Origin of the sequence: Reyranella sp., assembly GCF_044224635.1 — a bacterium.
Lineage (GTDB): Bacteria > Pseudomonadota > Alphaproteobacteria > Reyranellales > Reyranellaceae > Reyranella.
On sequence record NZ_JBGAKA010000008.1, the window covers coordinates 58,500 to 83,384 of the forward strand.

Consider the following 24,885-nt stretch of genomic DNA (forward strand, 5'->3'; position numbering starts at 1 on the left):
ATCGAAAGGGGGAGACAAAGATGAGTTCAGGCCCGTCGCGCTGGCAGTCCCCGGCGCCCATCCGCTATCCCGATCCTGACGTCGTCGTTCTCGATCCGCGCTTTCGTGCGTTGGTCGTGCCGATGGCGGCGATCGAGCGCATCGCCACCGGCTTCCGCTTCACCGAGGGGCCGGCGTACTATGGAGATGGCCGCTACCTGCTGTTCTCGGACATTCCCAACGATGCGCTGGTGCGCTGGGACGAGATCACCGGTGCAGTGGCGACCCTGCGCAATCCGGCGGGTTATCCCGACGGCAACACGCGTGACCGGCAAGGCCGGCTGATCAGCTGCGAGCTCGGCAGCCGCACGCTGACCCGCACCGAGCACGACGGCACTGTCACCGTCCTGGCCTCGTCGTTCGAGGGTACGCGGCTGACCGGCCCCAACGACGTCGTCGTGAAGTCGGACGGCTCGATCTGGTTCAGCGACAACGGCGCCGGCATCCGCGGCAACTATCTCGGCGACAAGGCGTCCAAGGAAATGCCGTATCGCGTCTACCGCCTCGACCCGGCGACCGGCGAATACACCATCGCCGTGGGCGACATGGAGCGGCCGAACGGTCTCTGCTTCTCGCCCGGCGAATCACGGCTCTATGTCGTCGACACACCCGACGGCACGCGCACCACGCGGGTCTACGACATGGTCGATGGCAAGCCCGTGAACGGCCGCCTGTTCTTCGATGCGACGCCGGGCTTCGCCGACGGCATCCGCTGCGACACCGAGGGCAACGTCTGGGCAGGCTTCTCGGGCGGTCCGGAGCAGGACGGCGTCGCCGTGTTCGCGCCCGACGGCACGCTGATCGGCCGCATCCTGCTGCCCGAGCGTTGCGCCAACCTCTGCTTCGGCGGCCGCAAGCGTAACCGCCTGTTCATGACCGCGAGCCAGTCGGTCTACGCGCTCTACGTCGAGGCGCAGGGCGTGCCGGGCGGTTGAAAACAAGGCTCCCTCGCTGCGCTTGGGATGACAAAGTGGCAATCAGACAAGATCGGGCTTTGGTCGATCCCGCCGACACGAACGCTTCGCCTGGGGCTTACTGCAGTTCCTGGCGCACCAAGGCGGCACCGTCCGCGAGGGCTTTCAGTTTTCCGTAAGCCGTCGCGCGCGGCAGGTACTTCATGCCGCAATCGGGCGCGGGGAGGAGCTTGTCGGCCGCGACGTGCTTCAGTCCGGCACGGATGCGATCGGCCACCTTTTCCGGCGTCTCGATTTCGGCGTCGTTGAGGTCGATCACGCCCAGCATGACCTTCTTCGGCGCGAGATCCTTCAACACGCCGAGATCGAGTTTGGGCTGCGCGGATTCGATGGAGATCTGCTGGGCGATGCTGTCGGCGAGCTGCGGCAGGAAGGCGTAGCCGGTCGGTTTGCCGCCGCGCACCACGGCGGCATAGCCGAAGCAGAGATGGACGACTGTCGGCACGGTGAGGCCTTGCAGTGCGCGATCTATCACCCTGATGGCGTAGCGCTTGGCTTCTTCCGGGTTGTTGCGCAGCCACGGCTCGTCGAGCTGGATCACGTCGGCGCCCGCCTTGACCAGGTCGTGCGCCTCCTCGTTGACTGCGACGGCGTAATCCATGCACATCGCCTCGGCGTCCTTGTAGAATTCGTCCTTGACCTGCTGGCCCATGGTGAAGGGGCCGGGCAGGGTGATCTTGGCTTGCCGCTCCGTGTTGGCGCGCAGGAACTGCATATCGCGCAGCTCGATCGGTTTGGTCCGCCTGATCTTGCCGACCACACGCGGCACTGCGGTCTTCTGACCGACCCGGTTCACGATCTCGCCCGGGTGCTCGTCGTCGATGCCGTCGAGCGCGGTGGCGAAGCGGTTCGAGTAGCTTTCGCGCCGCATCTCGCCGTCGGTCACGATGTCGATACCGGCCCGCTCCATGTCGCGGATGGCGAGCAGGGTGGCGTCGTCCTGCGCCTGCTCAAGGAACGCCTCGGGCACGCGCCACAGTTCGCGCACGCGAGTGCGCGGCACCATCTTGCTCAGCATCTCGCGGTTCACCAGCCAGTCGGGCTGCGGGTACGAGCCGACAACGGTGGTCTGCAACAGGGAGGGGGGCATGATTACGGTCCTTGGTCACGCTGAGGCTATGGGGGCTATTGCAACTTGATGCCGGCCTTCTTGGCCAGCTCGGCATTTTCCTTGACCTCGGCTGCGACGATCTTGTCGAACTCGGCGGCCGTGGTCGGCGAGGCGTCGGCGCCCAGCGCCGCCAGCCGTTCTTTGACCTCGGTCGAGTCGAGCGCCTTCTTCACCTCGGTATTCAGACGGGCAATCAGCGCCGGCGGCGTGCCGGCCGGCGCGAACAGGCCGACCCAGAAATTGTAGCCGCTGTCCTTGAAGCCCTGCTCCTCCGTGGTCGGAAGATCGGGCAGCACCGACGAGCGCCTGGGGCTGCCATTGGCCAGCGCGACTACCCGATTGTCGCGAATCATCGGAAGGGCGGCGATCACCGGGGAGAAGTAAATGTCGGTGCGGCCGTTCATCGTATCGCCGAGCGCTTCGGGGGTTCCGCGGTAGGGAACGTGCACCGTATCGATGCTGGCCGCCAGCTTGAACTTTTCCGCATTCATGTGCGTACCGCTGCCGGTGCCGGCCGTCGCGTAGGTGAGCTTGCCCGGCTGTTCCTTCGCAGCCTTCACGTAGTCGGCGGCCGTCTTCCAACCTTTCGACGGCGCGGCGACCATGATGTTGGGCTGCACGGCGAGCAGGCTGATCGCCGGCAGGTCCTTCACCGTGTCATAGGGCATGCTGGCGTAGATCGACGCGTTGACCGTGTGCGCCGAGGAGTTGGCCAGCAGCGTGTAGCCGTCGGGCGCGGCCTTCGCGACCTGGGCCGCACCGATCGTGCCGCCGGCGCCCGGCTTGTTCTCGACGATCACCGTCTGGCCGAGATTCCTGGTCATGACAGCGGCCATGGCGCGCGCCACGACGTCGGTGGCGCTGCCCGGCGTGAAGGGCACGATGATGCGGATCGGTTTCTCGGGATAGTTCTGCGCTGAAGCCGGAAGCGCGGCGAGCGCCAGGGCAAGCCCAAGCGCGATCAGACGTGACATGGTTTCCTCCCACTATGCCGCCGCTGTCTCGCGGCTGGCGCTTCTTACATTCAGGCTCGACAGGATCCGCTCGCTCGACGCAGCCAGCTTGGTGCGCAGGCCGGCGAGATTGGGCCACGCCAGACCGGATCATGGGCCGGCCACATGGCGAGGGGACCGAGCGACATCACCGCGATATCGGCCTGCTTGCCGACCGTCAGGCTGCCGATGCGGTCATTCATGCCGAGCATCGCCGCACCGCGCCTGGTGATCCAGTCCAGCGCCTCGGCGACCGGCACGGTCGAGGTCGCGGGAATGCCGCCGCTGCGGCTGCGCTCGGCGGCATTGTCGAGCGCGCGCTGCGAGGCCAGCGCCATGCGTGCCACGGTGAACATGTCGCCGCTGATCGCCGATTCGAGATCGACGCCGACCGACGGCGCCGAACCCAGCGCACGCAGCCGGCCGGTGATGGGATGGCCATGGCCCTGTGCCATCTCGTTCTCGGGCGTGACCGAGAAGCTGACGCCGAGTTCGACGAAGGCGCGCAGCTGCTCGTCGCTGAGGTTGTTGCCGTGCACGATATTGATGTGCGGCCCGACAAGGCCGCGCGCCATCAAGACCTCCCAGCCGCCCGGTGTCCTGGCCTCGCCGCCGCCCTGATGCATCGAGGCGACCAGCCCCATCTCCATGGCCAGGGCGAAATCGTGCGCGCTGACGTCGAGCGTCGAGTAGTGCGGGCCCAGCACCGCCATTCCGAGCGTCACCAGGCCTGCACGATCGGCCAGCGGGCCCTTCATCAGGCGCTCGATCTCGTGCCGCGGATGCGGCACCTCGGAGAAGTGCGGCTCGCCGGGCTTCGGGTCGGGCTTGGGCGAGCCGTGGAAAAAGGCGGCGCGGATGCCGCTCTCCTCGAGGCCGGCGATGCCGGCATCGGTGTGCTCGGGCGTCGGGTTGTTGTGGCACCAGTCGACCAGGGTGGTGACGCCATGGTCGAGCTGGTTGAGCGCGCCGGCAAGCGTGGCGATGTGGATGTCCTCAGGCCGGAAGGCGGTGGCCAGCCCGGCATGGACGTGGCGGAAGTACTCGAGCAGCGTCCAGTTGGCGGCGACGCCGCGCAGCCCCGTCTGCCAGGTGTGCATGTGGGCGTTGATGAGCCCGGGCAGCACGAAGTGGCCGGCGCAATCGACGGTCTCGGCGGCTGCGTCGATCGACGGAGCGATGGCGGCGATGCGGTCGCCGTCGACCAGCAAGTCGCCCCTGGGCAGCACGCCGAGCGCGGGGTCCTGGGTGACGACGATGCCGGATTTCAGAAGCAGGGGCACGGTCAGGCGAGCCCATCGCTCAGGGGGACATTCTCGGGTTCGAGCTTCATGCCGGCGGCGCGCGCCAGCTCGACCAGCAGCACCGAGAAGTCGATGTCGCCGGGATACTGGTGCGACAGCGACATGATGCTGTCGCGCGTCGCCGAGGCGGCCGGCATGACGACGCCGTAGGCCCGTCCGGCGGACATGCCGAGCTCCATGTCCTTCAGCAGCAGCTTGGGCGTGAAGGTGGTGGTGAAGTCGAGGTTGACCAGGGCCGGAGTCTTGTAGCGGGTGTACATCGACCCGAGCACGCTCTGGTTGATCGATTCCAAGAACACGTGGCGCGGGATGCCGGCCTTCTCGGCCAGCAGGGTGATCTCGCAGAGGGACTGGATGATCACGCCGAACATCGTATTGTGGGCGATCTTCCAAACCCGCGACAGCTCGCCGTCGCCGACATACATCGCGGCGCGGCCGAGCGCCGCCAGCAGCGGCTGCACCGCGTCGTACTCGGCGCGCGGACCAGAGGCGACGACCAGGAGCTTGCCCGCCTTGGCGACCTTGGCGTTGCCGGAGACGGGCGCGCTGAGGTAGGCCACACCCGCTCCGTCGAGCTGCTTGCGGATTTCGGCCGAGCCAGTGTCGGAGATCGACGACATGTCGACCACGCGCCTGGGCCGCACAGTGCCGGCCAGCACGCCGCCCTTGCCGAACAGGATGTCCTTCAGGTCGTCGGTGGTCGAGACCATGGTGATGACGGTCGCGCAATGCGCCATCGCCATCTTGTCGGTCACGACTTCTGCGCCGATTTTGGTCAGCGGATCGGCCTTGGACGCGGTGCGATTCCACACCGAGAGCCCGAACCCCGCCTTGACCAGGCGTGCCGCCATGGCCTCGCCCATGCGGCCGAGCCCGATCCAACCGACCTCGTGCGATGCCTTGCTGCTCATGTGTTGTCCTACCCCCGCACTGGGTCGATTGGCGTCACCACGCCTTCGGCCGCCTCGATCACCTCGCCGGCGTCGAGGCAGAGGTCCTCGCGGTTGCGCATGGCCATGATCTGCACGCCGGTGCGCAGCTTGCCGTGGCTGCCTACCGGGACGGCAAGGCCGGGCAGGCCGAGCAGGGGCGCGAGCAGGGCGACGCGCATCGACTCCAGGACCTCGGCCTGTCCCGACTTGGTCGTGTCGGCGCGCTGCTTGGGCGGCAGGTCGCACAGGGTGGGCATGATCACCAATGGCCATTGCTGGAAGAAGGTCATCCACTTCAGCAGCAGGCCTTCGCGCTCGGTGAGGGCGCCGATATAGGTCGGCAGGTCGGCCGGCTTGTGGAGATCGAGCCAGCCCTGCATGGCGGCGATGCCGTCCGGGTCGCCCATCTTCTGCATCTGCGGCCACAGGCCGCCGAACACGTCGGTGACGCAGATCAGGTGCCACAGCTCGATGCCGCGCTCGATATCGGGCGGCAGGACTTCCTCGACGACATAGCCTGCCGCCTGCAGGTGCTTGCCGGCCAGGCGCACCGCCGCGGCCTGGACTGGATTGGTGCGGCCGCCCGGTACTTCCGGCGCCAGCGCCACCCTGATCGGCCGCGCCGGAGACGGGCCCTGCACGGGCACGTCGTTCCAGCGCCAGTCGCGTCGATCGCCGCGCGCCATGACCTCCAGCGCCAGGCGGGCGTCGCGCACCGATCGGGTGTGCGGACCCTGCACCGCCATCAGGACGGCGCCCGGCGGGCGGCCGACCGGCGCGCTGGGATTGAAGGAGGGGATGCGGCCGAACCCGGTGCGCAGGCCGACCACGCCATTGCAGTAGGCCGGGATGCGCACCGAGCCGCCGATGTCGTTACCGTGGGCGATGGCGCCGATGCCGGTGGCTGTGGCAGCACCGGCGCCGCCGCTCGAGCCGCCGGGCGTGAGCTCGGGGTCGCGCGGATTGAGGGTGCGGCCGTGCAGGGCGTTGTCGGAGAAGATGCGCATCGAGAACGCCGGCGCATTGGTGCGGCCGACGATGATGGCGCCGGCATGCTTCAGGTTGACGACCACCGGGCTGTCCTCGGTGGCGATGAAATCCTTCAACGGGATCACGCCATTGTCGGTCGGCAGGCCGGCCTGGTCGACATTGACCTTGGTCGTTACGGGAACGCCGTGCAGGGGTGGCAGTGCGTGGCCGCGGGCGCGCGCTGCGTCGGCGGTCTCGGCGGCTGCGCGCGCCTCGTCGCCCAGTACGCGCACCACCGCATTGATCGCTGGATTGACCTTGTCGAGACGAGCCAGCACCGAATCGACGGTTTCGCGCGCCGAGGCCTGCCCGGTGCGGATCAGCCGCGCCAGGTCGGTCGCGTCGTATTGCCAGAGTTCCATGAATTATCCCCTCGTCAGGCGGCCCCTCATCAGGCGACTACTGTGCCGTCTCGCGAGCGGCGCCGTCCAGCGACCAGGTCGTGGAAGGCCGACATCGCGCTCGAGCGCAGGACGTCACGGCGTTGTACGAACACGGTCTGCACGCGCGCGTCCGCCGTCGGCAGGCGATGCACGGCGACGCGCCCGCCGCGCCACACCGGCCCGACCAGGGCGCCCGGCAGCAGGGTAATCCCGAGGCCGGCGGCGACGGCGCCTAGGATCGCCTCCAAGGTGCCGAACTCGAGGCGGCGCAGTCCGACGATGCCGCGCCGCGCCAGCAGCTCCTCCAGCCGTTGGCGATAGGAGCAGCCGGCGCGCAGCACGATGACGCGAAGGTCGGGCCTGGCCAGCAGCTTGCCGACCGACCGCTCGGTCGGGGCGCTCAGCAGCGCCAGATCCTCCTCGAAGACGCGCGCGCTCGTGAGGTCGGGATGGGAGACTGGCCCGCACACCAGCGCCCCTTCGAGCTCGCGATCGAGAACGCGCTCGATCAGCTCCGCTGTCGTGCCGGTGCGCAGGACGAGATCGACCTTGGGATAGTCCTTTGCATAGGTGGCGAGCAGGGGGGACAGCCGCAAGGCGGCGGTGGTCTCCAGCGAGCCGACCGTTAGCGTGCCGCTGGGGGCGCCGTCATCGCGCGCCGCGCGCGTCGCCTCCTCGAGAAGGACGCCAATGCGGGTCGCGTAGGGCATCAGCCGCTCTCCCGCCGCGGTGAGCCGGGCGCCGGCACGGCTGCGTGCGAACAGGGTGACGCCCAGCACCTCCTCGAGTCGGCGCACGCGCTGCGTCACGTTGGATTGGACGGTGTTGAGCTCGCGCGCGGCGCGGCCCATGCCGCCGAGCCGCGCCACGGTTTGGAATGTCACCAGGTCCTTGGCATCCATTCAATCAATTTATCAGATGCTAATGATCACAAGAAATCATTATTAAAGATGTCTGCCGCGGCAGTAGAGTCGTCGCCGGTGGTGCAGTGGCTTCGCATGTGGATGCGCTTTTCATTCTCCTCCCCAGCTCCGCTACAGCTCCGCTGGGGGAGGATGATGATCTTCTTGGGAAATGCGAATGGCCTGCCCGGTAGTGGAAGGAGTGCAATGTCATGAAGTGGCAGGATCGTCGTCTCCTTGACCTGTTCGGGATCGAGCATCCCATCATCCAGGCGCCGATGGCCGGGCCGACGACTCCGCGGATGGCTATCGCGGCGTCCAAGGCCGGGGCGTTGGGTTCCCTGGCGGCGGCCATGCTGACGCCCGACCTGCTACGGGCTGAGCTGCAAACCGTGCGGCAGCAGACCGACAGACCGATCAACGTCAATTTCTTCTGTCACACGCCGCCTGTGGTCGACGCCGGCCGTGAGGCCGGCTGGCGCAGGCGGCTGGCGCGCTACTACGACGAGCTTGGCGTGCCGGCATCGGCGGCCGATGGTGGTGCGGTGCGGACTCCCTACGGTGGCGCGATGGGCGATCTGCTGCTCGAGTTCAAGGCGAAGGTCGCGAGCTTCCATTTTGGGCTGCCGGAGGAGGGGTTGCTGAAGCCGCTGCGCGATGCCGGAATCCTCATCATGAGCTCGGCCACCACGGTCGAGGAGGCACGTTGGCTCGAAGCGCGCGGCGTCGACGCCGTGATCGCCCAGGGCGCGGAGGCGGGTGGGCATCGCGGCATGTTCCTGACCGACGACATCGCCAGCCAGCCCGGCACGATGGCGCTGGTGCCCCAGGTGGTCGACGCCGTGAAGGTGCCGGTAATTGCCGCCGGCGGCATCGCCGACGGCCGTGGCGTGGCGGCGGCGCTCGCCCTGGGCGCCGCCGGCGTGCAGGTCGGCACGGCTTTCCTGCTGACCCCGGAGGCCAAGACATCACAGGTCCATCGCGCGGCATTGAAGTCCAAGTCTGCCGACGTGACGGCGCTCACCAACATCTTCACCGGCCGGCCGGCACGCGGCGTCGTCAATCGCATCATGCGCGAGGTCGGCCCGATCTCTTCGGAGGCGCCGAGCTTTCCCCTGGCCGCCGGTGCGGCGACGCCGCTGCGCGCAGCCGCCGAAGCCAAGGGCAGCGGGGATTTTACGCCGCTGTGGAGCGGGCAGGCGGCCTTGCTCGCCCGCGAGATGCCAGCTGCCGCCGTGGTGGTGACGCTGGTCGAGCAGACCTCCGCGGCCTTTAAACGCGTGCAGGGATGACGGCCTGCAGCAGCTGATCGACGAAGCCGCGGGTGATCGGCGCGTGGCCCATCAGCAGCCGATAGAACAGCGGCCCGAAGATCAGGTCAAGCGCCAGGTCGAGATCGGCCGGCGCGGTGACCAGGCGATCGGCGATGCAGCGCTCCAGGAGCAACCGTGCGGTGTCACGGTTGCGGGCGATGAACTCGTTGCGGAAGGCCTTGGCGAGCTCGGTCTCCGACTGGGCGGCGGCGACCATGGCGGCGATGCTGCGGCCCGTCGGCGCGGCAAAGGCATTTGCCACGGCATGGAGCTGGGCCCTGAGCGCCGACAGCGGCGAGCGGCTCGATGGGCCTGACGCGGGTGGCGCCGACGCGTCGAGGAAGGCTGCCATGGCGACCGCCGGCGCATTCGACCAGTAACGATAGATGGTTGGGCGGCTCACGCCCGCTTTGCCGGCGATCGCCTCGATGGTGACGGCGGTGAGGCCGCCACGCTCGAGCAGGGCGCGCGCGGCGTCGAGGATGGTGCTGCGAATGCGCGGATCGCGCGGCCGGCCGCGCGTTGGTGCTGTCGAGGATTGACGGGGCATATATTTACGTTACGTTACGTAACTTAATATAGCACAGGTGAAGCCATGACGGCAAAGAGCACGACTGAGCAAACCCTGCGGGCCCACATGACGGTGCATGACGCCACGGCGGCGATCGCCTTCTATGCGAAGGCTTTCGGCGCCACCGAGCTGTTCCGCCTGACCGAGCCTTCGGGGAAGGTGGGACATGCCGAGATCCAGATCGGCGATAGTGTGCTGATGCTGAACGACGAGTATCCCGACTTCGGCGCACGCAGCCCGGCGGCGACGGGCGGCTCGCCGGTCGCCTTCCACATCGCCGTCGCGGATGCCGACAAGGCGGTCGCCCGCGCCATCGCTGCCGGCGCCACGGTCATCCGCCCGGTGCAGGACCAGTTTTACGGCGACCGCTCCGGCATGGTCGCCTGCCCGTTCGGCTACCGCTGGTTCCTCGCCGCCAAGAAGGAGGAGGTCAGCCCGGCCGAGATGCAGAATCGCTGGAGCAAGATGCTGGCCGGCGGGAAAGTGAAGTAGGCATCTCTCCTCTTCAACTTCGCTGGGGAGGACAACATTAAGCCGAATGCTTGGCGATCCAGTCACCGTAGGCTGGCAGGACGTGCTCGAAGGCGAAGGCGTGGATGGCCGGCAGTTCGTAGGGATGCATGTCGCGGATGGCGCTTTCGACGGCGGCGTAGCGTTCGTCGACGGTCTTGATCAGCACGCGATACTCCTTGTCGCGCTTGATCTCGTCCTTCCAGGTGTAGAGGCTCTCGATGCGCGAGATCTGTGCGCAGGCGGCGAGGCCTGCTTCGACCAGCGCCCGCGCGAGTGCGCGGGCGTCCTTCCTTCTGGCGACGGTCGTCACGACGGCGATGGGCTTCACGTCGGCGGCTCCTGGTTGCGTTCGGCGGGCGTGATCGTGACCTGCTTGCGCTCGTTGCCGGCGACCACGGTCAACCGAGTGTCGAGACCGATCCGGTCGGCGCCCAGCAAGCGAACCAGGTCGTCGGCGCCGGTCACCGGCTCGCCGTCGAGCGACAGCACGATGTCGCCGGGCTGCAGGCCCGCTTTGGCTGCCGGGCTGTCTGGCTCCAGGCTTGCGACCACCACGCCACTCGTCTGGCGCAGCCCGAGCACGAGCGCCAGACGTCGCGGCAACGGCACGGTCTGGCCGGCGACGCCGATGAAGGCCCGACGGATACGACCGTGGCGCACGATCTCGCTCACCGCGTAGCTCGCGGTGTTGCTGGCGACGGCGAAGCAGATGCCCTGGGCGCCGGCGATCACGGCGGTGTTGATGCCGATCACCTCGCCTTGCGACGACACCAGCGGGCCGCCCGAGTTGCCAGGATTGAGCGCGGCATCGGTCTGGATCACGTCGTCGATCAGCCGCCCGGTGCGCGAGCGCAGCGAGCGGCCGAGCGCCGAGACGACGCCTGCCGTTACCGTCGATTCGAAGCCCAGCGGATTGCCGATCGCGACCACCAGCTGGCCGCGCCGCAAGCTCTTCGAGTTGCCGAGCCGCGCCGCCGGCAGGGCGACGTCGTCGACGACGCGCAGCAGGGCAAGGTCGGTATGCGGATCGTCGCCCAGCACGCGCGCCTCGACGGTGCGGGTGTCGGCCAGCGTCAACCGTACCGCGGTGGCGCCCTGCACGACATGGCTGTTGGTCAGCACCAGGCCATCGGGCGAGATCACGACGCCGGAACCCGTGCCGCCGCGCTGCCGTTTGTCGCGATCGGTCGGCGTCTCGACCCGCACGACGGCGGGCCCGACGCGATCGACGACATCGACCACGGCCTGCGAGTAGGCATCGAACAGCGGCCGTTCGTCCGGGGTGGTTTCTGCGAGGGAAGCAGGTACCTCCGTCGCGGCCTCCTCGTCGGAGACGAGGGAAGGGTGGAAGTCGAACATGCCCGTATATGGGGATTGGCCTCCGAGCTTTCCTTCCCAGCGGAGCTGGGGGAGGCGAGAAGACTCAGAACAGCGAGAAATACTCGCGCTGTTCCCAGTCGCTGACCTCGAGGTTGAAGCGGTCGATCTCGGCCTGTTTCAGCTTGAGATAGTAGCTGACGAAGAAATCGCCGAACGACGTGCGCAGGGCCTGGTCCTCGTTCAGCGCCGCCAGCGATTCGGCGAGCGAGCGGGGCAGGAGCGGGGCATCCGAATCGTAGGGCGTGTCGGCCGACGGGCCGGGATCCAGGCCGCCGTCGAGCCCGTCGAGGCCGCTGGCGATCTGGCTCGCCATGTAGAGGTACGGATTGGCCGCCGGCTCACCGATGCGATTCTCCAGGTGGGTGGCGGCGTCGCCTGGGCCACCCAGCACGCGGATCATGACGCCCCGGTTGTCGCGCCCCCACAGGATGCGGTCGGGCGCCAGCGAGAAGGGGCGATAGCGCTTGTAGCCGTTGAGCGTCGGCGTGGAGAAGGCGGCGGCGCCGCGAGCGTGGGCCAGCAACCCCGCCATGTACTGCATGCCGGCCGCCGACAGCGGGTCGGTCGCATCGACGAAGGCGTTGGCGCCGCTCTTCCTGTCCTTCAGCGATTGGTGCAGATGCCAGCCGCTCGACATGACGTTGGCGATCTTCGGCCGGCACATGAAGGTGGCGTGGAAGCCGTGGCGCTGGGCGACCTGCCGGACGGCGCTGCGGAACAGCACCATGGTATCGGCCGGCGCGATGCCGGCGGCGGCGCGAAAGGTGAACTCGACCTGGCTCGGTCCGTACTCGACCTCGAGCGAGCGCAGCGGCAGGCCGAGATCGACGACGTTGGAGCGCAGGATCTCGAGAATCGGGTCCATCTCGTCGTAGCGCTGCTCGGTGAGATACTGGTAGCCCTGGTTCAGCAAGGAAACGTCGATCGGCTCGCCGGGCTGGCCGGCGTCCCCTTGGGCGAGCCTGGTCTTCTCGACCCTGAACAGGTGGAACTCGACCTCGAGCCCGGCGATGAAGTCATAGCCGCGATCACCAAGGGTCTTGAGCGCGCGCTTGTAGAGCTGCCGCGTGCAGAGCGGCATCGGCCTTCCGTCGGGAAAATGGATGTCGCCCAGCATCCAGCCGGAGTGCGGCGCCCAGGGCAGCGCCCGGAAGGTCGTCGGGTCGGGCAGCATGACCACATCGGCGGCGCCCTCGAGCTCCTTCATGCCAAAGCCGCCGCCCGGCCGCCACACCGGGAACACCGTGCGATGCGAGGTGTCCTTCAGCAGCATGGTCGTGGTGAAGCCGACGCCGTTCTTCAGCGCGCCTTCGATCTCGGCTGCCGTCAGGGTCTTGCCACGCAGCACGCCGTGCTGGTCGGCAAACACCAGCCGCACCACAGACATCTCGCCGGCATGCATGTGCCGCAGCGCCTCGCGGGTCGCCGCCTTGCGGTCCTCAGTCCACAGGCCGGCGCGTTCAACCAGCGTCACGGGCTCACGCCACCAGGGGCGGCACAGTGGCGGCCGCCCAGCTCGAACTGCCACGTCGGCGAGCGTCGACACCCTTCCAATAGGCCTGCCAGTCCTCGGTCGGGCCCATGCCGTCGATGGCGATCGGACCGCGCACGGTAGAGGCGTGCGCCGCATCGAGCCACATCGGCGGCTTGTCGCCATTCGCCACCTGCCCGATCGCCGACAGGAGCATGCGGCGATACGCGACGATGGCCTTGTCGGTCGTGCCGAGATGCTCGCGCGTGCGATCCTGGATGCGGCCCTGGCTTTCGATTGCCCATTGATCGTGCACGTTGATGTCGAAACCCATGCCGGTGAAGGTCTGGCTCGCCTGCTCGGCGACGCTGTAGCCGTACTCGTTGCTGCGCCCCAGACGCGGGCGATAGTCGGGCAGCTGGTAGAGCTTGAGGCGCTGCTCGCGCATCGCCGCGTGATCGACCGGCCGGCCGAAGCTGGTGAAGATCGCGTACCAGTAACAGGACGTGTCGTCGATCGGCACGTGCCACTGGGTGATGGTCATCTCGGCGCTCATCGGTATGACGAAGGCGTAGGGGAAGACCAGGTTGGTGACGCGCACGTGGGTATGCCGCTCGTCGAGGCGGCGCAAGGCGAACAGGCGCAGGCCGTAGTCGGTCGCTTCGACATCGATGCGCGGCCGGGTGAACTCACGCAGCAGGCGGGTCATCGGAATGTCGGAATCGGACGATGCGGCGCGGAACTGCTTGCCGTAAGCCGCGCCGGTATCCTCGTCCTCGTAGAAGCGATGCAGGTACGAGGCATGAGCCGGATCGATGCCGACCTCGAGCGCCTGCAGCCAGTTGCACTCGATCAGCCCCTTGAAGGCGAAGGCGTGACTGCTCGGCGCGAGGAAACAGTCGAGATCGGGGAAGGCCGGCGGTTCGCCTTCGCCCACGAACGCGAACACGATGCCGTTCTTGACGACGACCGGGTAGGCGCGCTGGCGCACTCGCTGGCACAGCACGCTGCCCTCCGGCTCGGCTGGCGTCTCCAGGCACTTGCCGTCAACGTCGAACAGCCAGCCATGGAACAGGCAGCGCAGGCCGCCATCCTCGAGCCGGCCATAGGCGAGGTCGGCGCCGCGATGCGGGCAGTCGCGATCGAGCAGGCCGTGCCGCCCGCGCTCGTCGCGGAACAGCACGAAATCCTGACCGAGCAGGCGTACCGCCTTGGCCGGGCGCTCGTTCGGCAACTCATCGGCAAGCGCCACCGGATGCCAATAATGCCGCAGCAGGGCGCCGCATTTCGTGCCCGGGCCGATGCGGGTGATCAGATCGTTCTGCTCGGGGCTCATCATGGCCGTCAGAGTGGCGTAAAGCGCGACGAGGCGCCACCCGGTACGGTTCCGTCCCAGCCCCTCTCGATTCTCGGGAGAGGTGCCCCCGAAAAGGGCGCGGAGAGGGAAGGCCATGCTTGAGATGATTCCGGTTCCGACGTCGGAACGATTGAGGCTTTTCCCTTCCGCCCCGTATGACGGGGCACCTCCCAGGGCACTTCCCCCGATTACGGAAAAGGGAACCGAGATGCGACCGCTCCGAAGGAGCGAAGCTTGAGGGACAGCCAGAATCGCTGGCCAGATTTCAAAGTGAGCCGGCACTCGCTATAGAGAAGCCATGACCCACTCCAACGGCATGCCCGGTCCGACCTCCCGGCACTTCGTCTCGCAAAGGCTGCGTCTTCACTACGTCGACTGGGGCAATCCCGATGCCCCACCGCTGCTGCTGGTCCATGGCGGGCGCGATCATTGCCGCAACTGGGATTGGGTGGCCGACGCCCTGCGTCACAACTGGCATGTGATCTGCCCGGACCTGCGCGGCCATGGCGACAGCCAGTGGTCGCCCGACGGCAACTACGCCATGTCGTCCTACATCTACGACCTCGACCAGCTCATCCATCAGCAGGGACTGGCGCCGGTCACCATCATTGCTCATTCGCTGGGTGGCAACATCTGCCTGCGCTATTCGGGCGTCTATCCGGAGAAGGTGCGCAAGCTGGTCGCCATCGAGGGGCTGGGGCCGTCGCCCAAGGTGATCGCCGAGCGCGGCACCAAGACGATCGGCGAGCGCATGCGCCAATGGGTCGAGGAGCAGCGCAAGCTGTCGGGTCGCCTGCCGCGGCGCTATCCGACGATCGAGGATGCCTTCAAGCGCATGCAGGAGGAGAACACGCATCTTTCTGCCGCCCAGGCCCGCCATCTGACCCAGCAGGGCGTCAACCAGAACGAAGATGGCACCTACAGCTGGAAGTTCGACAATTACGTCCGCACTTGGCCGCCCTACGACATGAGCTACGAGGACATCGAGCTGCTGTGGGCCCAGATCACCTGCCCGACCCTGCTGGTCTACGGCAAGGAGAGCTGGGCCTCCAATCCCGAGAAGGACGGACGGCTGAAGCACTTCAAGGGCGCCAAGGTGGTCGAGTTCGATCATGCCGGCCACTGGGTGCATCACGATCGGCTGACCGATTTCGTCGACCTGGCGCGGGAGTTCATCAAGTGAAGGCAGCGATCTTTCGCGGCGGCGACATCGTCGTCGACACACTGCCCGAGCCGGTACCCGGCCGCGGCCAGGTGCTGGTGAAGACCTTGGCGTGCGGCATCTGCGGCTCCGACCTGCACGCCGCCAAGCATGCCCACCGCATGGTTGAGGTGAGCCGGCGCATCCCCGGCCGCGTGCCGATGGACCTGGCGCGCGACGTGGTGTTCGGGCACGAGTTCTGCTGCGAGGTGCTCGACTACGGCCCCGACACCGAGCGCCGGCTGAAGCCCGGCACCCGCGTCTGTTCCATGCCCCTGATGATGGAGACGGATGGACCGAAGGGCATGGGCTACTCGAACACCTATGTCGGCGGCTATGCCGAGCAGATGGTGCTGTCGGTACCGCTCATGCTCGAGGTGCCGAACGGCCTGCCGACCGAGCATGCCGCCCTGACCGAGCCGCTGGCCGTCGGCGTGCATGCGGTGGAGAAGGGCGCGGCGGGCGCGGACGAGGCGCCGCTGGTGATCGGTTGCGGGCCGGTCGGCCTCGCCGTGATCGTGGCCCTGCGCCTGAAAGGGATCCGTCCGATAGTTGCCGCCGACTTCTCGCCGACAAGACGGGCGTTGGCGGCGAGGATGGGAGCAGATGTCGTCGTCGATCCGGCCAAGGAATCGCCCTATTCCCGACTGGCGGCGAACAAGCGCGCGGCGATCTTCGAATGCGTCGGCGTGCCGGGCATGCTGCAGCAGCTCTTCGAGGCGGCGCCGCGCGATGCCCGGGTGATCGTGGTCGGCGTCTGCATGGAGCCGGACTCGATCGAGCCAATGTTCGGCATCTTGAAGGAGCTCAGCCTGCAGTTCGTGCTGGGCTACACGCCGGAGGAATTCGCGCGCTCGCTGCGCTTGCTGGCCGAGGGCGAGGTCGACGGCGAGGCCCTGATCACCGGCAAGGTCGGGCTGGCGGGCGTCAGGAAGGCCTTCACCGAGCTGGGCAACCCCGAGCGCCACACCAAGATTCTCATCGAGCCGTGGCGGTGAGTAGAGTTCATGCTCTTCCGGACCGCGAGCATCTCGCTCGTTCATGATTCTGAGCGAGATACGCGGTCCGGAAGAGCATGAGTCCGACACCAGGAGAAAGTCGTCAGTTGACCACAGGCCGGGCGATTTGTTAGCGGTTTGGCCGCAAGGGAGGATGTCAATGAAGCTCTACAACTCGATCGGGCCGAATCCGCGCATGGTCCGCATGTTCATGGCCGAGAAGGGGTTCGACGTTCCCAAGGTCGATGTCGACCTGCGCGGCGGTGAGAACCGGCGCGAGCCCTATCTCAAGGTCAACCCGGCAGGCCAGAGCCCGGCGCTCGAGCTCGATGACGGCTCCGTGCTGGCCGAGATCACGGCAATCTGCGAGTACGTCGACGAGATAAAGAAGGACACGCCGTCGCTGATCGGCAACACGCCGGAAGAGCGCGCCAACACGCGCATGTGGACGCGACGCATCGATCTCAACGTCGTCGAGCCGGCGGCCAACGGGTTCCGCTTCGCCGAGGGCCTCAAGATGTTCGAGAACCGCGTCCACTGCATCCCGCAGGCCGCCGACGACCTGAAGGCGACGGCGCGCGAGAAGCTGGTGTGGCTCGACGGGCTGATGGGCTCCAAGCCTTTCATCGCCGGCAACAAGCTCACCATGGCGGACATCCTGCTGTTCGCCTTCCTCGATTTCATGGGCCAGGTCGGCCAGCCGCTCGATCCTGCCTGCAAGAACCTCACGGCGTGGTTCGGGCGCATGAAGGCGCGTCCCAGCGCCGCCGCCTGACGGAGACACTGACGATGCGCCGCCTGCTGGTTCTCCTCGCGTACATGGCTGCCTCGATGGTCGCGGGCAGCGCGCTCGCCCAGGCGGCCGATCCACCGCCGCGCGGTCTGTTCCTGATGACCGACTATCCGTCGCAGACCGTGCGCGCGGGGGAGACGACGACTATTCGCCTCAAGCTCAACAACAGCGGCCTGCCGCCAGAGCCGGTGGCGCTGGCCCTGTCGGGCGTCCCGCAGGGCTGGAAGGTCGACCTGCTGGGCGGTGGCCTGCCGGTCGCTTCGGCCATGCCGGGCGTCAATGAGAGCGTCAGCCTGCAGCTGCGCGTAGAAGTGCCCAAGGACGCGCCAGCCGGCTCGCAGAAGATCACGCTCAGCGCCAAGGGGCCGGTCGCGCAGGCGCCCGACCTGGTGCTGACGCTCACGGTGGGCAGCGAGGCGCCGGCCAAGCTCAGCCTGAAATCGCGCCTGCCGTCGTTGCGCGGCACGCCACGTTCGACGTTCGAGTACACGGTGACGGTCGGCAACGACAGCGGCAAGGACTTGACCGTGGCGCTGTCGGCGCAGGGGCCGGCCAATTTCCAGACGACCTTCAGCGAAGGCTACGGCAGCAACGAGATCAGCTCGATCCCGATCGAGGCCGGCCAGACCAAGGACATCAAGGTCAAGGTGACGCCGCCGCGCGACGTCAAGGCAGGCGACTATCCGGTGCTGGTCCGCGTGGCGTCGGAGGGCGCCACTGCCGAGCTGCGCGTGACCCTGCAGATCAGCGGCCAGGGCCGGCTTGCGCTCGGCACCAAGGACGGGCGTCTGTCGGGCGAGGCCGAGGTCGGCAAGAGCTCGACCTATACGCTGGTCGTCAGCAACGACGGCACCGCACCGATCGAAGAGGTCGAGATGTCGGGCACCGTGCCGGCGAACTGGAAGGTCGAGTTCAATCCCAAGACCCTCGCCAGCGTCGCACCCAACGAGAAGAAGGACGTGCAGGTCGTCGTGACGCCGGGCGACAAGGCAATCGCCGGCGACTACGTCGCCTCGTTCCGCGCCAACGGCCGCGGCGAATCGGCATCGGCCGATTTCCGCATCACCGTCACCACCTCGACCCTATGGGGCGTGGCAGGCATCGGCATCATCGCTGTTGCCTTGCTGGTGCTGCTGGGCGCGGTGGCACGCTTCGGCAGGCGGTGAGCCGGCGGCAATGGCCCACCTCGCTATGAGCTCTTTGGCAGAGAGCCCCACTGTCGTCGAGGCGCGCGGGCTGCTCAAGCTCTACGGCACGCAGCGTGCCGTCGACGCCATCGACCTCGACGTCCGGCGCGGCGAGATCTTCGGCCTGCTCGGGCCGAACGGCGCCGGCAAGACGACGACCATCCTGATGATGCTCGGCCTGACGGAGATCAGCGGCGGTACCGTGAGGGTGCTGGGTTTCGACCCGGTGCGCCAGCCGCTGGAGGTCAAGCGCCGCGTTGGCTACCTGCCGGATGCGGTCGGCTTCTACGACCATCTGACGGCGCGCGAGAACCTGCGCTACACCGCGCGCCTGCTCGACCTGCCGCGGCGCCAGACCGACGCGCGGATCGAGGAGGCACTGAACAGCGTCAATCTCGCCGACGTGATCGACAAGCGGGTTGCGACCTACTCGCGCGGCATGCGCCAGCGGCTCGGCATCGCCGAGATCGTGATGAAGAAGGCCGAGGTGGCGATCCTCGACGAGCCGACCTCGGGCCTCGATCCACACGCCACCTTCGAGCTGCTGGAGATGATCCGCCGCCTCAAGGACGCAGGGGTGGCGGTGCTGCTGTCGTCGCACCTGCTCGATCGCGTGCAGAGCGTCTGCGACCGGGTGGCGCTGTTCAACCGTGGCCGCATCGCCCTGATCGGCACCGTGGTCGAGCTCGCCAACCAGGTGCTGGGCGCCGGCCATCCGATCCTGGTCGAGGCGTCGGGCACCGACGTGCCGGCGGTCCTCGGCAGCGTTCCGGGCGTGCAGAAGATCACCCAGGAGCGTGCCGCGACCTGGCGGGTCATCGCCGACCGTGACGTGCGCGCCGCCGTGGCGCAGCGCATCGTGACATCGGGCGGCTCGCTGCTGCGGCTGGACGATCTCCAGCCCAGCCTGGAAGAGGTCTACACCAGCTATTTCGAGCAGGCCCGCAATGCCGCCTAGTGCCGGAACACAACGCGTCGCCGCACGGCGCGAGGGCTCACCCTTCACCGGCCTGGGGCCGGTCTTCATGAAGGAATTCTCCGATCACCTGAGCAGCGCCCGCATGATGGTGCTGATGCTGTTCGTGATCGCCTTCGGCGCGCTGCCGGTCGGGCTGTCGCTGCAGGAGCTGCGCAACGTCACCGAATCCGACCCGTTCCTGTTCCTGCGCATCTTCACGTCGGCACCCCAACGCGTGCCGTTCTCCTTCACGGCGTCACTCACCTTGGTGATCCCGCTGCTGGCGATCGGCCTGGGCTTCGACTCGGTGAACAGCGAGTTCAACCGCCGCACCTTGAGCCGCGTGCTGTCGCAGCCGATCTATCGCGACGCGCTGCTGCTCGGGAAATTCCTGGGCGGGCTCGCGACGCTCGCGGTGGCCCTGGTCGCCCTGTGGCTGATCGTGCTGGGCGCCGGCCTGCTGCTGCTCGGCATCCCGCCGCGCGGCGTCGAGGTGGCGCGCGGGCTGGGCTTCCTGATCGTCGCCATCGCCTTCGGCGGCGTCTGGCTCGCCATATCGATGCTGTTCTCGGTGGTGTTCCGCTCGACCGCGACGTCGGCGCTGTGTGCGCTGGGTGTCTGGCTGTTCTTCGCCATCCTGTGGCCGCTCATCGTGCCGGTGCTGGTGCTGGCGGTGACGCCGACCAACGTCGCCATGGGGATGGGCCGGCTCGACGAGACGCTGGCCATGATCGAGATGCAGTCGACCCTGGAGCGCTTCTCGCCCAACACTTTGTTCGGCGAGGCGGTGATCGGCCTGCTCAATCCCGAGACGCGCACGCTCGGGCCGATCATTCCGAGCCAGATGCGCGGGGCGATCATGGGCGCGCCGCTGCCGCTCGACCAGAGCCTGCTCCTGATCTGGCCGCAGGTCACCGGCCTGATCGCCGGCATGATCGTGGTGTTCGCCATCGCCTACGTGGTGTTCCAGCGCGAGGAAGTCAGAGCCTGAAGGACTGGACGGCCGCCGCCGCACTCAACAATGCCCGCTGGTGCGACGCGGTGTGCCGCGCGCACGGCCGGCCGGGAACCTTCCTGCCGCACATGTGGGTCAACGCCCAGGCAGTGCCGCGCTTCTATCCCAATGCGGTGTCGCTGCGCCACGACGAGGCGGCGCTCGACGAGCAGCACGCCACCGTCGACATCCTGGCGAGATCGAACCCGCCCGGCCGCTGGGCGGTGAAGGACAGCTTCGCCACCCTCGACCTGTCGCGGCGCGGCTTCGACCTGCTGCTCGACGCCCGGTGGATTCGCCAGCTGCCGCTCCTGATCGCGCGCACCTCGTCGGACCTCGCCTGGCAGCGCATCGACGCGAGTGACACGTTTCCCGCCAAGCTGTTCGCTGACGAGCGCTTCGCGATGTTCGCCGCCTCCCGCGCCGGCGAGGTGGTCGCCGGCGGCACCCTCTATCGCGCCGGGAAGGTCGTCGGCCTGTCCAACGTGGTCGCCGAGCCGGGCGACGCGGTCGCCGTGTTCCGCGACCTCGTCGCGCTGGCTGCCGGGCTTTTCTCGGGCCTGCCGATCGTCGGCTACGAGTCCGGCAACGAGCTGGATGCCGCCATCAACGCCGGCTTCGAGCCCGGCGACGAGCTCCGCATCTGGGTCCGCGAACGGCAGTGACGGATCGGATAGCGCCGCGCGCCTGAATGCGTCGGCGACGGTGGGCCGGAATACCGCCGCAGCCCGAGACAAGTCTCGACCTGCGTCCTGGTATGAACTCGCGGCGTGAGCGGGAAATCTATCGGGAGGCCTACGGCCTCCTCGGGATGAGGGTCCTGTTGGGTCTTCGACCAAAGCTGAATATGCACCTATGAGTGCGCCACTCCGACGGCGCTCATAGGATCTGGGCTCGACAAGAAGAGCGTCGTCGGAGTGGCGCGCTCCCGGTGTAGAGTCACCCCGCCTTGCGGGCGTCGGCGATGAGTTGCTTCAGGGTATTGGCGTCGACGGCGCCGGGCACGAACTGCTTGCCGATCACGAAGGCCGGCGTGCCGCGCACGCCCAGCGCCGAGGCGAGCGCGAGGTTACGGTCGATGATCTGCTTCAGCTTCGGATCCTGCATGTCCTTCTCGAGCTGGGCACGATCGAGCCCGACCGAAACGGCAATCTCGAGGATGCGGTCTCGATCGAGCTTGCCGTTGTTCTCCATCAGCGCATCGTGCAGGGCTTGGTGCTTGCCCTGCCTGGTCGAGGCAAGGGCCGCCAGGGCGGCGATCTTCGACGCCTCGCCGAGGATCGGCAGGTCCTTGTAGATGATCTTCACATTCCCGTCGGCGGCGAGTACCGACTTGACCGCCTGATGCGCCCGCTTGCAGTAGGGGCACTGATAGTCGTTGAAATCGACGACCACGACGTTGCCGTTGGGATTGCCGCCGATCGGGCTGTCAGGATCGCGGAACAGCTCGGCCTGGTTCTCCTGTACGCCCTTCTGGGCGACCGCCTCGCGCTGGCTGTCCTGCCGGCGCTCGAGTTCCTGCATGGCCTCGACCAGCACTTCCGGATTGGTCAGCAGATACTCGCGGATGCTCTTGCCGAACGCACTGCGATCGGCAGGTGCGGGAGCTTGACCCGGGCTGGCAAGGCGCGCCGGCGTCGTCGCCAAAGCGGCCACGAGGGCGCCGACAGCCGCCAGGCCGGCGCAGACGACGAGGAGGATGGTTCGCATTGATTGATCTCCGGGCCTAGCGGCGTCCCGCCGGCCGCGTGTTGATGTAAGCCTTGATATCCTGCGCCCGCTGCCAGGCCGGTGTCCCGGACTGCAGATGGCGCGTCGCGGCGTCGGCGTGGGATTGCGCCTCGCTGCGCTGGCCGCGCAGCACGGCCATCTCGGCGCGGGCGAGCGAGGTCATGCCGGGGTTGTTGAGCTTGGAATAGCCGGCTGCCATCAGGCGCCACAGCTCGAAGCTGCCTGACTCCTGCTGAGCCGCCTGCTCGAGGTTGCGAACCGCCTCGCGGTCGTTGTCCGGCGAATTGCTGTCGAGCAGGGCGCGGGCATAGTCGATCTTGATGATCGCCGCGCTGGGAAGCAGCTGGACGGCGCGGCGGTACGATACCACGGCTTCGCCGGCCCTGCCGTTCTCGTAGAGCATCTGGCCGCGCACTTCGTGGAAGTAGGGGTCGTTGGGATACTCCTTCAGGAGCCCGTCGATGGTGAGCAACGCCGACCCGAGCGCAGCCTTGCGATACCAGGCGATGGCGCGCGCATAGCGGGCCGGCACCGCGCGATCAGCCTCGCTGAAGCGCGCCAGCGCGGTGTCCGGCGTGATGAAGCCCATCAGCTTGGCGACCATGCGATGGTGCATGTTGAGCGCCTGCGGCGTGTCGGGCGTATTGGCGTAGGGTGAGCGCACCAGCGCATCCTCGAACGTGGCGATGCGGTCGGGCGTCAACGGATGGGTTGTCAGGTATGGATCGCGGCGATTGATCTGCAGGCGCTCCTCGCGCTGCAGGATGCGCAGGAACTCGACCGTGCCCTTCGGTGACTGCCCGGTACGTTGCAGGTAACTGATCGCGGCTTGGTCGGCCGCGTTCTCCTGCGTTTGAGTATACTGCAGGAAGGACAGGAGTGACCCCGGCGCGCGTGGTCCCCCCAGGCCAGTGGTGGGGCCGCCGCGGCCTGAGCCGCCGCCCGACATGGCCCCCGCCGCAAGGGCGCCGCCGCCGATGATGGCTTCGAGAATCTGCAGGGTCGTCAGGCTGCGCAGCTCCTCCTGCATACGGGCAAGATGGCCGCCGGCAATATGGCCGCTTTCGTGCGCCAGGACGCCGATCAGCTGGTTGGGCGTCTCGGTGCGCATGATCAGCCCGGTATTGATGAAGATGCGCTGGCCGCCGGCGACGAAGGCGTTGAGCGAGTGGTCCTGGACGATCATGATCTCGACCGAGTTCGGATCGAGACCGGCGGCGCGCCACACGGGAGTCACCAGCGTGCGGATCGCGTTCTCGATCTCGGCGTCGCGGATCAGATTGAGACGTTGATTTTGCTGGGCGCTCGCGGCACGAAACGGCGCCAGCGCGAACAGCGCGAGGCAGAAGAGGGTGATGATGCGTCGAAACACGGGCGGCACGAGATCCTGGCAAGCTAGGAACGCGCGGCGGTCGCGTCAATTGCGCAACCTGGCGCTGGTGGGAGCGGTTGTGCTGGGCGCTTGTGGCTGCAGTGAGGCGGACCGGGAATCCGATCGGGCCGCACAGGCCGCCAATCCTGCCGGGAGATCGCCTGGAAGCCAAGGGCTATCGCAGGCCTTGAAGTCGGGTGGGTTCTCCGCGGTTTCCACCGATGAGAGCCGGGCGGCGGAGATCGGCCGCGACATTCTGCAGAATGGCGGCAACGCAACGGATGCCGCCGTTGCCATGTACTTCGCGCTCGCCGTGACCTTGCCATCTGCGGCTGGCCTCGGGTCCACCGGTGCCTGCATTGTCCATGACGACAAGACAAAGGAAGCCGAGGCGTTCGTGTTCCCGCCTGTGGCAGCACCCGGGCCGATCGCGGGACAGAGCTTCGTCGTGCCGTCGAGCGTTCGCGCCCTTACCCTGATGCACATCCGGCATGGCGCCTTGCGCTGGGAACAGACCGTGGCTCCGGCCGAGCGCATGGCGCGCTTCGGCGTGCCGGTGTCGCGCGCCCTTTCGCGCGATCTGCAGGTGGGAGGCGGGCTGCTGGCGGCAGACCGCGAGGCGCGCCGGATCTTCGGCAAGGGCGGCGGCGTGATCGGCGAGGGGGATACCTGGGTCCAGGCCGACCTCGCCGGGACGCTGGGCAGTATCCGCCAGCGGGGTGGCGGCGAGTTCTTCCAGGGCTCGCTGGCCCGCATCCTGTCGGAGCAGATTTCCCAGATCGGCGGCAGCCTGCCCCTCGAGGCACTGCGCAACGCCGTGCCGCAAGCCAGCGCGCCGACCACGGAAGGGTATGGCCGACGTCGCGTCTATGTCGCCCCGCCGCCGGCGGCCGGTGCGATGGCGCTCGCGGGCTGGAAGGGCCAGGCGCCGGGCGGGCCGGTGCCGACCGATTCGAACGGCTTTTCCGGGCTGGTCGCGGTCGACAGCAAGGCAGGTGCCGTAGCGTGCAGCTTGTCGATGGGGCAGTTGTTCGGGGCCCGCGTCGTCGTGCCCGGCACCGGCGTGATGCTGGGCGCCATGACGCCAGTGGCAGGCTCGGTCAGCCCGATGATCGTCGCCAATCCGAACAATGGCGAGTTCGGCTTTGCCGGCGCCGGTGGCGGTGCGCCTGCGGCTGCACAGGCCACCGGCATGATTGCCTATTCCGTCCTCGAGCGGGATCAGAAGATGGTGACGGCGCTTGGTGCCCAGCGCGGGCAGGGCGGCTGGGTCAATGCGATCGCCTGTCCGTCGGGTCTGCGCAGCAATCCGGCGACGTGCCAGAGCGGCATTGACCCGGCAAGTGCCGGGTTGGCCCTGATCGCCACGACACGCTAGGC

The 24,885-nt window shown here is 67.7% G+C and carries 24 protein-coding genes; 11 read left to right on the forward strand and 13 right to left on the reverse strand.

Annotation, left to right across the window (positions count from 1 at the left end):
* Positions 1-20: 20 nt before the first annotated feature.
* Entirely contained in the window at positions 21-974 is a 954-nt protein-coding gene (locus ACILR9_RS09865; RefSeq protein WP_395709743.1) for an SMP-30/gluconolactonase/LRE family protein, read from the forward strand.
* A gap of 97 nt (positions 975-1,071) precedes the next feature.
* Here ACILR9_RS09865 and ACILR9_RS09870 read toward each other — a convergent pair whose 3' ends face one another.
* From ACILR9_RS09870 to ACILR9_RS09895, 6 genes are read right to left on the reverse strand one after another with little or no spacing between them, the layout of a single operon-like run.
* A complete protein-coding gene (locus ACILR9_RS09870; protein ID WP_395709744.1) occupies positions 1,072-2,103 on the reverse strand; it encodes a 5-methyltetrahydropteroyltriglutamate--homocysteine methyltransferase in 1,032 nt (343 codons plus the stop codon).
* A gap of 35 nt (positions 2,104-2,138) precedes the next feature.
* The gene (locus ACILR9_RS09875) at positions 2,139-3,098 is read right to left on the reverse strand and encodes a tripartite tricarboxylate transporter substrate binding protein (RefSeq protein WP_395709745.1); all 960 of its coding nucleotides are present in this window, start codon (positions 3,096-3,098) and stop codon (positions 2,139-2,141) included.
* A 50-nt stretch (positions 3,099-3,148) separates the two neighbouring features.
* Positions 3,149-4,399, reverse strand: coding sequence for an amidohydrolase family protein (locus ACILR9_RS09880; protein WP_395709746.1), 1,251 nt, complete (start codon positions 4,397-4,399; stop codon positions 3,149-3,151).
* 2 nt (positions 4,400-4,401) lie between these two features.
* Positions 4,402-5,331 (reverse strand): NAD(P)-dependent oxidoreductase, encoded by a 930-nt coding sequence (locus ACILR9_RS09885; RefSeq protein ID WP_395709747.1) that lies wholly within the window; start codon positions 5,329-5,331, stop codon positions 4,402-4,404.
* A gap of 8 nt (positions 5,332-5,339) precedes the next feature.
* Entirely contained in the window at positions 5,340-6,743 is a 1,404-nt protein-coding gene (locus ACILR9_RS09890; protein ID WP_395709748.1) for an amidase, read from the reverse strand.
* A gap of 29 nt (positions 6,744-6,772) precedes the next feature.
* Positions 6,773-7,648 carry a LysR substrate-binding domain-containing protein gene (locus ACILR9_RS09895; RefSeq protein WP_395709749.1) on the reverse strand — a complete coding sequence of 292 codons (876 nt, stop codon included), beginning with the start codon at positions 7,646-7,648 and terminating at the stop codon, positions 6,773-6,775.
* A gap of 230 nt (positions 7,649-7,878) precedes the next feature.
* On the opposite strand from ACILR9_RS09895, the gene ACILR9_RS09900 reads away from it, so the two are divergent.
* A complete protein-coding gene (locus ACILR9_RS09900) occupies positions 7,879-8,958 on the forward strand; it encodes an NAD(P)H-dependent flavin oxidoreductase (RefSeq protein ID WP_395709750.1) in 1,080 nt (359 codons plus the stop codon).
* Here ACILR9_RS09900 and ACILR9_RS09905 read toward each other — a convergent pair.
* Complete coding sequence (locus ACILR9_RS09905) at positions 8,939-9,529, reverse strand: TetR/AcrR family transcriptional regulator (RefSeq protein ID WP_395709751.1); 591 nt, start codon at positions 9,527-9,529, stop codon at positions 8,939-8,941. The genes ACILR9_RS09900 and ACILR9_RS09905 overlap by 20 nt on opposite strands.
* 45 nt (positions 9,530-9,574) lie before the next feature.
* On the opposite strand from ACILR9_RS09905, the gene ACILR9_RS09910 reads away from it, so the two are divergent.
* On the forward strand, positions 9,575-10,042 hold the full coding sequence (locus tag ACILR9_RS09910) for a VOC family protein (RefSeq protein WP_395709752.1): 468 nt from the start codon (positions 9,575-9,577) through the stop codon (positions 10,040-10,042).
* A 37-nt stretch (positions 10,043-10,079) separates the two neighbouring features.
* Here ACILR9_RS09910 and cutA read toward each other — a convergent pair whose 3' ends face one another.
* From cutA to ACILR9_RS09930, 4 genes are all read right to left on the reverse strand, one after another.
* A complete protein-coding gene (cutA, locus tag ACILR9_RS09915; protein WP_395709753.1) occupies positions 10,080-10,391 on the reverse strand; it encodes a divalent-cation tolerance protein CutA in 312 nt (103 codons plus the stop codon).
* On the reverse strand, positions 10,388-11,422 hold the full coding sequence (locus tag ACILR9_RS09920; RefSeq protein WP_395709754.1) for a S1C family serine protease: 1,035 nt from the start codon (positions 11,420-11,422) through the stop codon (positions 10,388-10,390). The genes cutA and ACILR9_RS09920 overlap by 4 nt, the downstream gene beginning before the upstream one ends.
* A gap of 64 nt (positions 11,423-11,486) precedes the next feature.
* A complete protein-coding gene (locus tag ACILR9_RS09925) occupies positions 11,487-12,917 on the reverse strand; it encodes a glutamine synthetase family protein (protein ID WP_395709755.1) in 1,431 nt (476 codons plus the stop codon).
* 4 nt (positions 12,918-12,921) lie between these two features.
* Positions 12,922-14,253: a Rieske 2Fe-2S domain-containing protein gene (locus ACILR9_RS09930; protein ID WP_395709756.1), complete on the reverse strand. Its 1,332-nt coding sequence runs from the start codon at positions 14,251-14,253 to the stop codon at positions 12,922-12,924.
* Between the two features lie 316 nt (positions 14,254-14,569).
* Here ACILR9_RS09930 and ACILR9_RS09935 point away from each other — a divergent pair, with 316 nt between their 5' ends.
* From ACILR9_RS09935 to ACILR9_RS09965, 7 genes are all read left to right on the forward strand, one after another.
* Positions 14,570-15,454, forward strand: a complete 885-nt coding sequence (locus ACILR9_RS09935) for an alpha/beta fold hydrolase (RefSeq protein WP_395709757.1) — start codon at positions 14,570-14,572, stop codon at positions 15,452-15,454.
* Positions 15,451-16,470 carry a zinc-binding dehydrogenase gene (locus tag ACILR9_RS09940; protein WP_395709758.1) on the forward strand — a complete coding sequence of 340 codons (1,020 nt, stop codon included), beginning with the start codon at positions 15,451-15,453 and terminating at the stop codon, positions 16,468-16,470. The genes ACILR9_RS09935 and ACILR9_RS09940 overlap by 4 nt, the downstream gene beginning before the upstream one ends.
* Positions 16,471-16,630: 160 nt before the next feature.
* The gene (locus tag ACILR9_RS09945) at positions 16,631-17,245 is read left to right on the forward strand and encodes a glutathione S-transferase family protein (protein ID WP_395709759.1); all 615 of its coding nucleotides are present in this window, start codon (positions 16,631-16,633) and stop codon (positions 17,243-17,245) included.
* A gap of 14 nt (positions 17,246-17,259) precedes the next feature.
* Positions 17,260-18,429, forward strand: coding sequence for an NEW3 domain-containing protein (locus ACILR9_RS09950; protein ID WP_395709760.1), 1,170 nt, complete (start codon positions 17,260-17,262; stop codon positions 18,427-18,429).
* A 10-nt stretch (positions 18,430-18,439) separates the two neighbouring features.
* Positions 18,440-19,408, forward strand: coding sequence for an ABC transporter ATP-binding protein (locus ACILR9_RS09955; RefSeq protein ID WP_395709761.1), 969 nt, complete (start codon positions 18,440-18,442; stop codon positions 19,406-19,408).
* Positions 19,398-20,399: an ABC transporter permease gene (locus ACILR9_RS09960; protein WP_395709762.1), complete on the forward strand. Its 1,002-nt coding sequence runs from the start codon at positions 19,398-19,400 to the stop codon at positions 20,397-20,399. The genes ACILR9_RS09955 and ACILR9_RS09960 overlap by 11 nt, the downstream gene beginning before the upstream one ends.
* 50 nt (positions 20,400-20,449) lie before the next feature.
* Positions 20,450-21,067: a hypothetical protein gene (locus ACILR9_RS09965; RefSeq protein ID WP_395709763.1), complete on the forward strand. Its 618-nt coding sequence runs from the start codon at positions 20,450-20,452 to the stop codon at positions 21,065-21,067.
* 274 nt (positions 21,068-21,341) lie between these two features.
* On the opposite strand, the gene ACILR9_RS09970 is transcribed toward ACILR9_RS09965, so the two are convergent.
* The gene (locus tag ACILR9_RS09970; RefSeq protein ID WP_395709764.1) at positions 21,342-22,112 is read right to left on the reverse strand and encodes a DsbA family protein; all 771 of its coding nucleotides are present in this window, start codon (positions 22,110-22,112) and stop codon (positions 21,342-21,344) included.
* Positions 22,113-22,128: 16 nt separating this feature from the next.
* On the reverse strand, positions 22,129-23,505 hold the full coding sequence (locus ACILR9_RS09975; RefSeq protein WP_395709765.1) for a M48 family metalloprotease: 1,377 nt from the start codon (positions 23,503-23,505) through the stop codon (positions 22,129-22,131).
* A 187-nt stretch (positions 23,506-23,692) separates the two neighbouring features.
* Between ACILR9_RS09975 and ACILR9_RS09980 the strand changes: the two genes are divergently transcribed.
* Positions 23,693-24,883, forward strand: coding sequence for a gamma-glutamyltransferase (locus ACILR9_RS09980; RefSeq protein WP_395709766.1), 1,191 nt, complete (start codon positions 23,693-23,695; stop codon positions 24,881-24,883).
* The last annotated feature ends 2 nt before the right edge of the window (positions 24,884-24,885 follow it).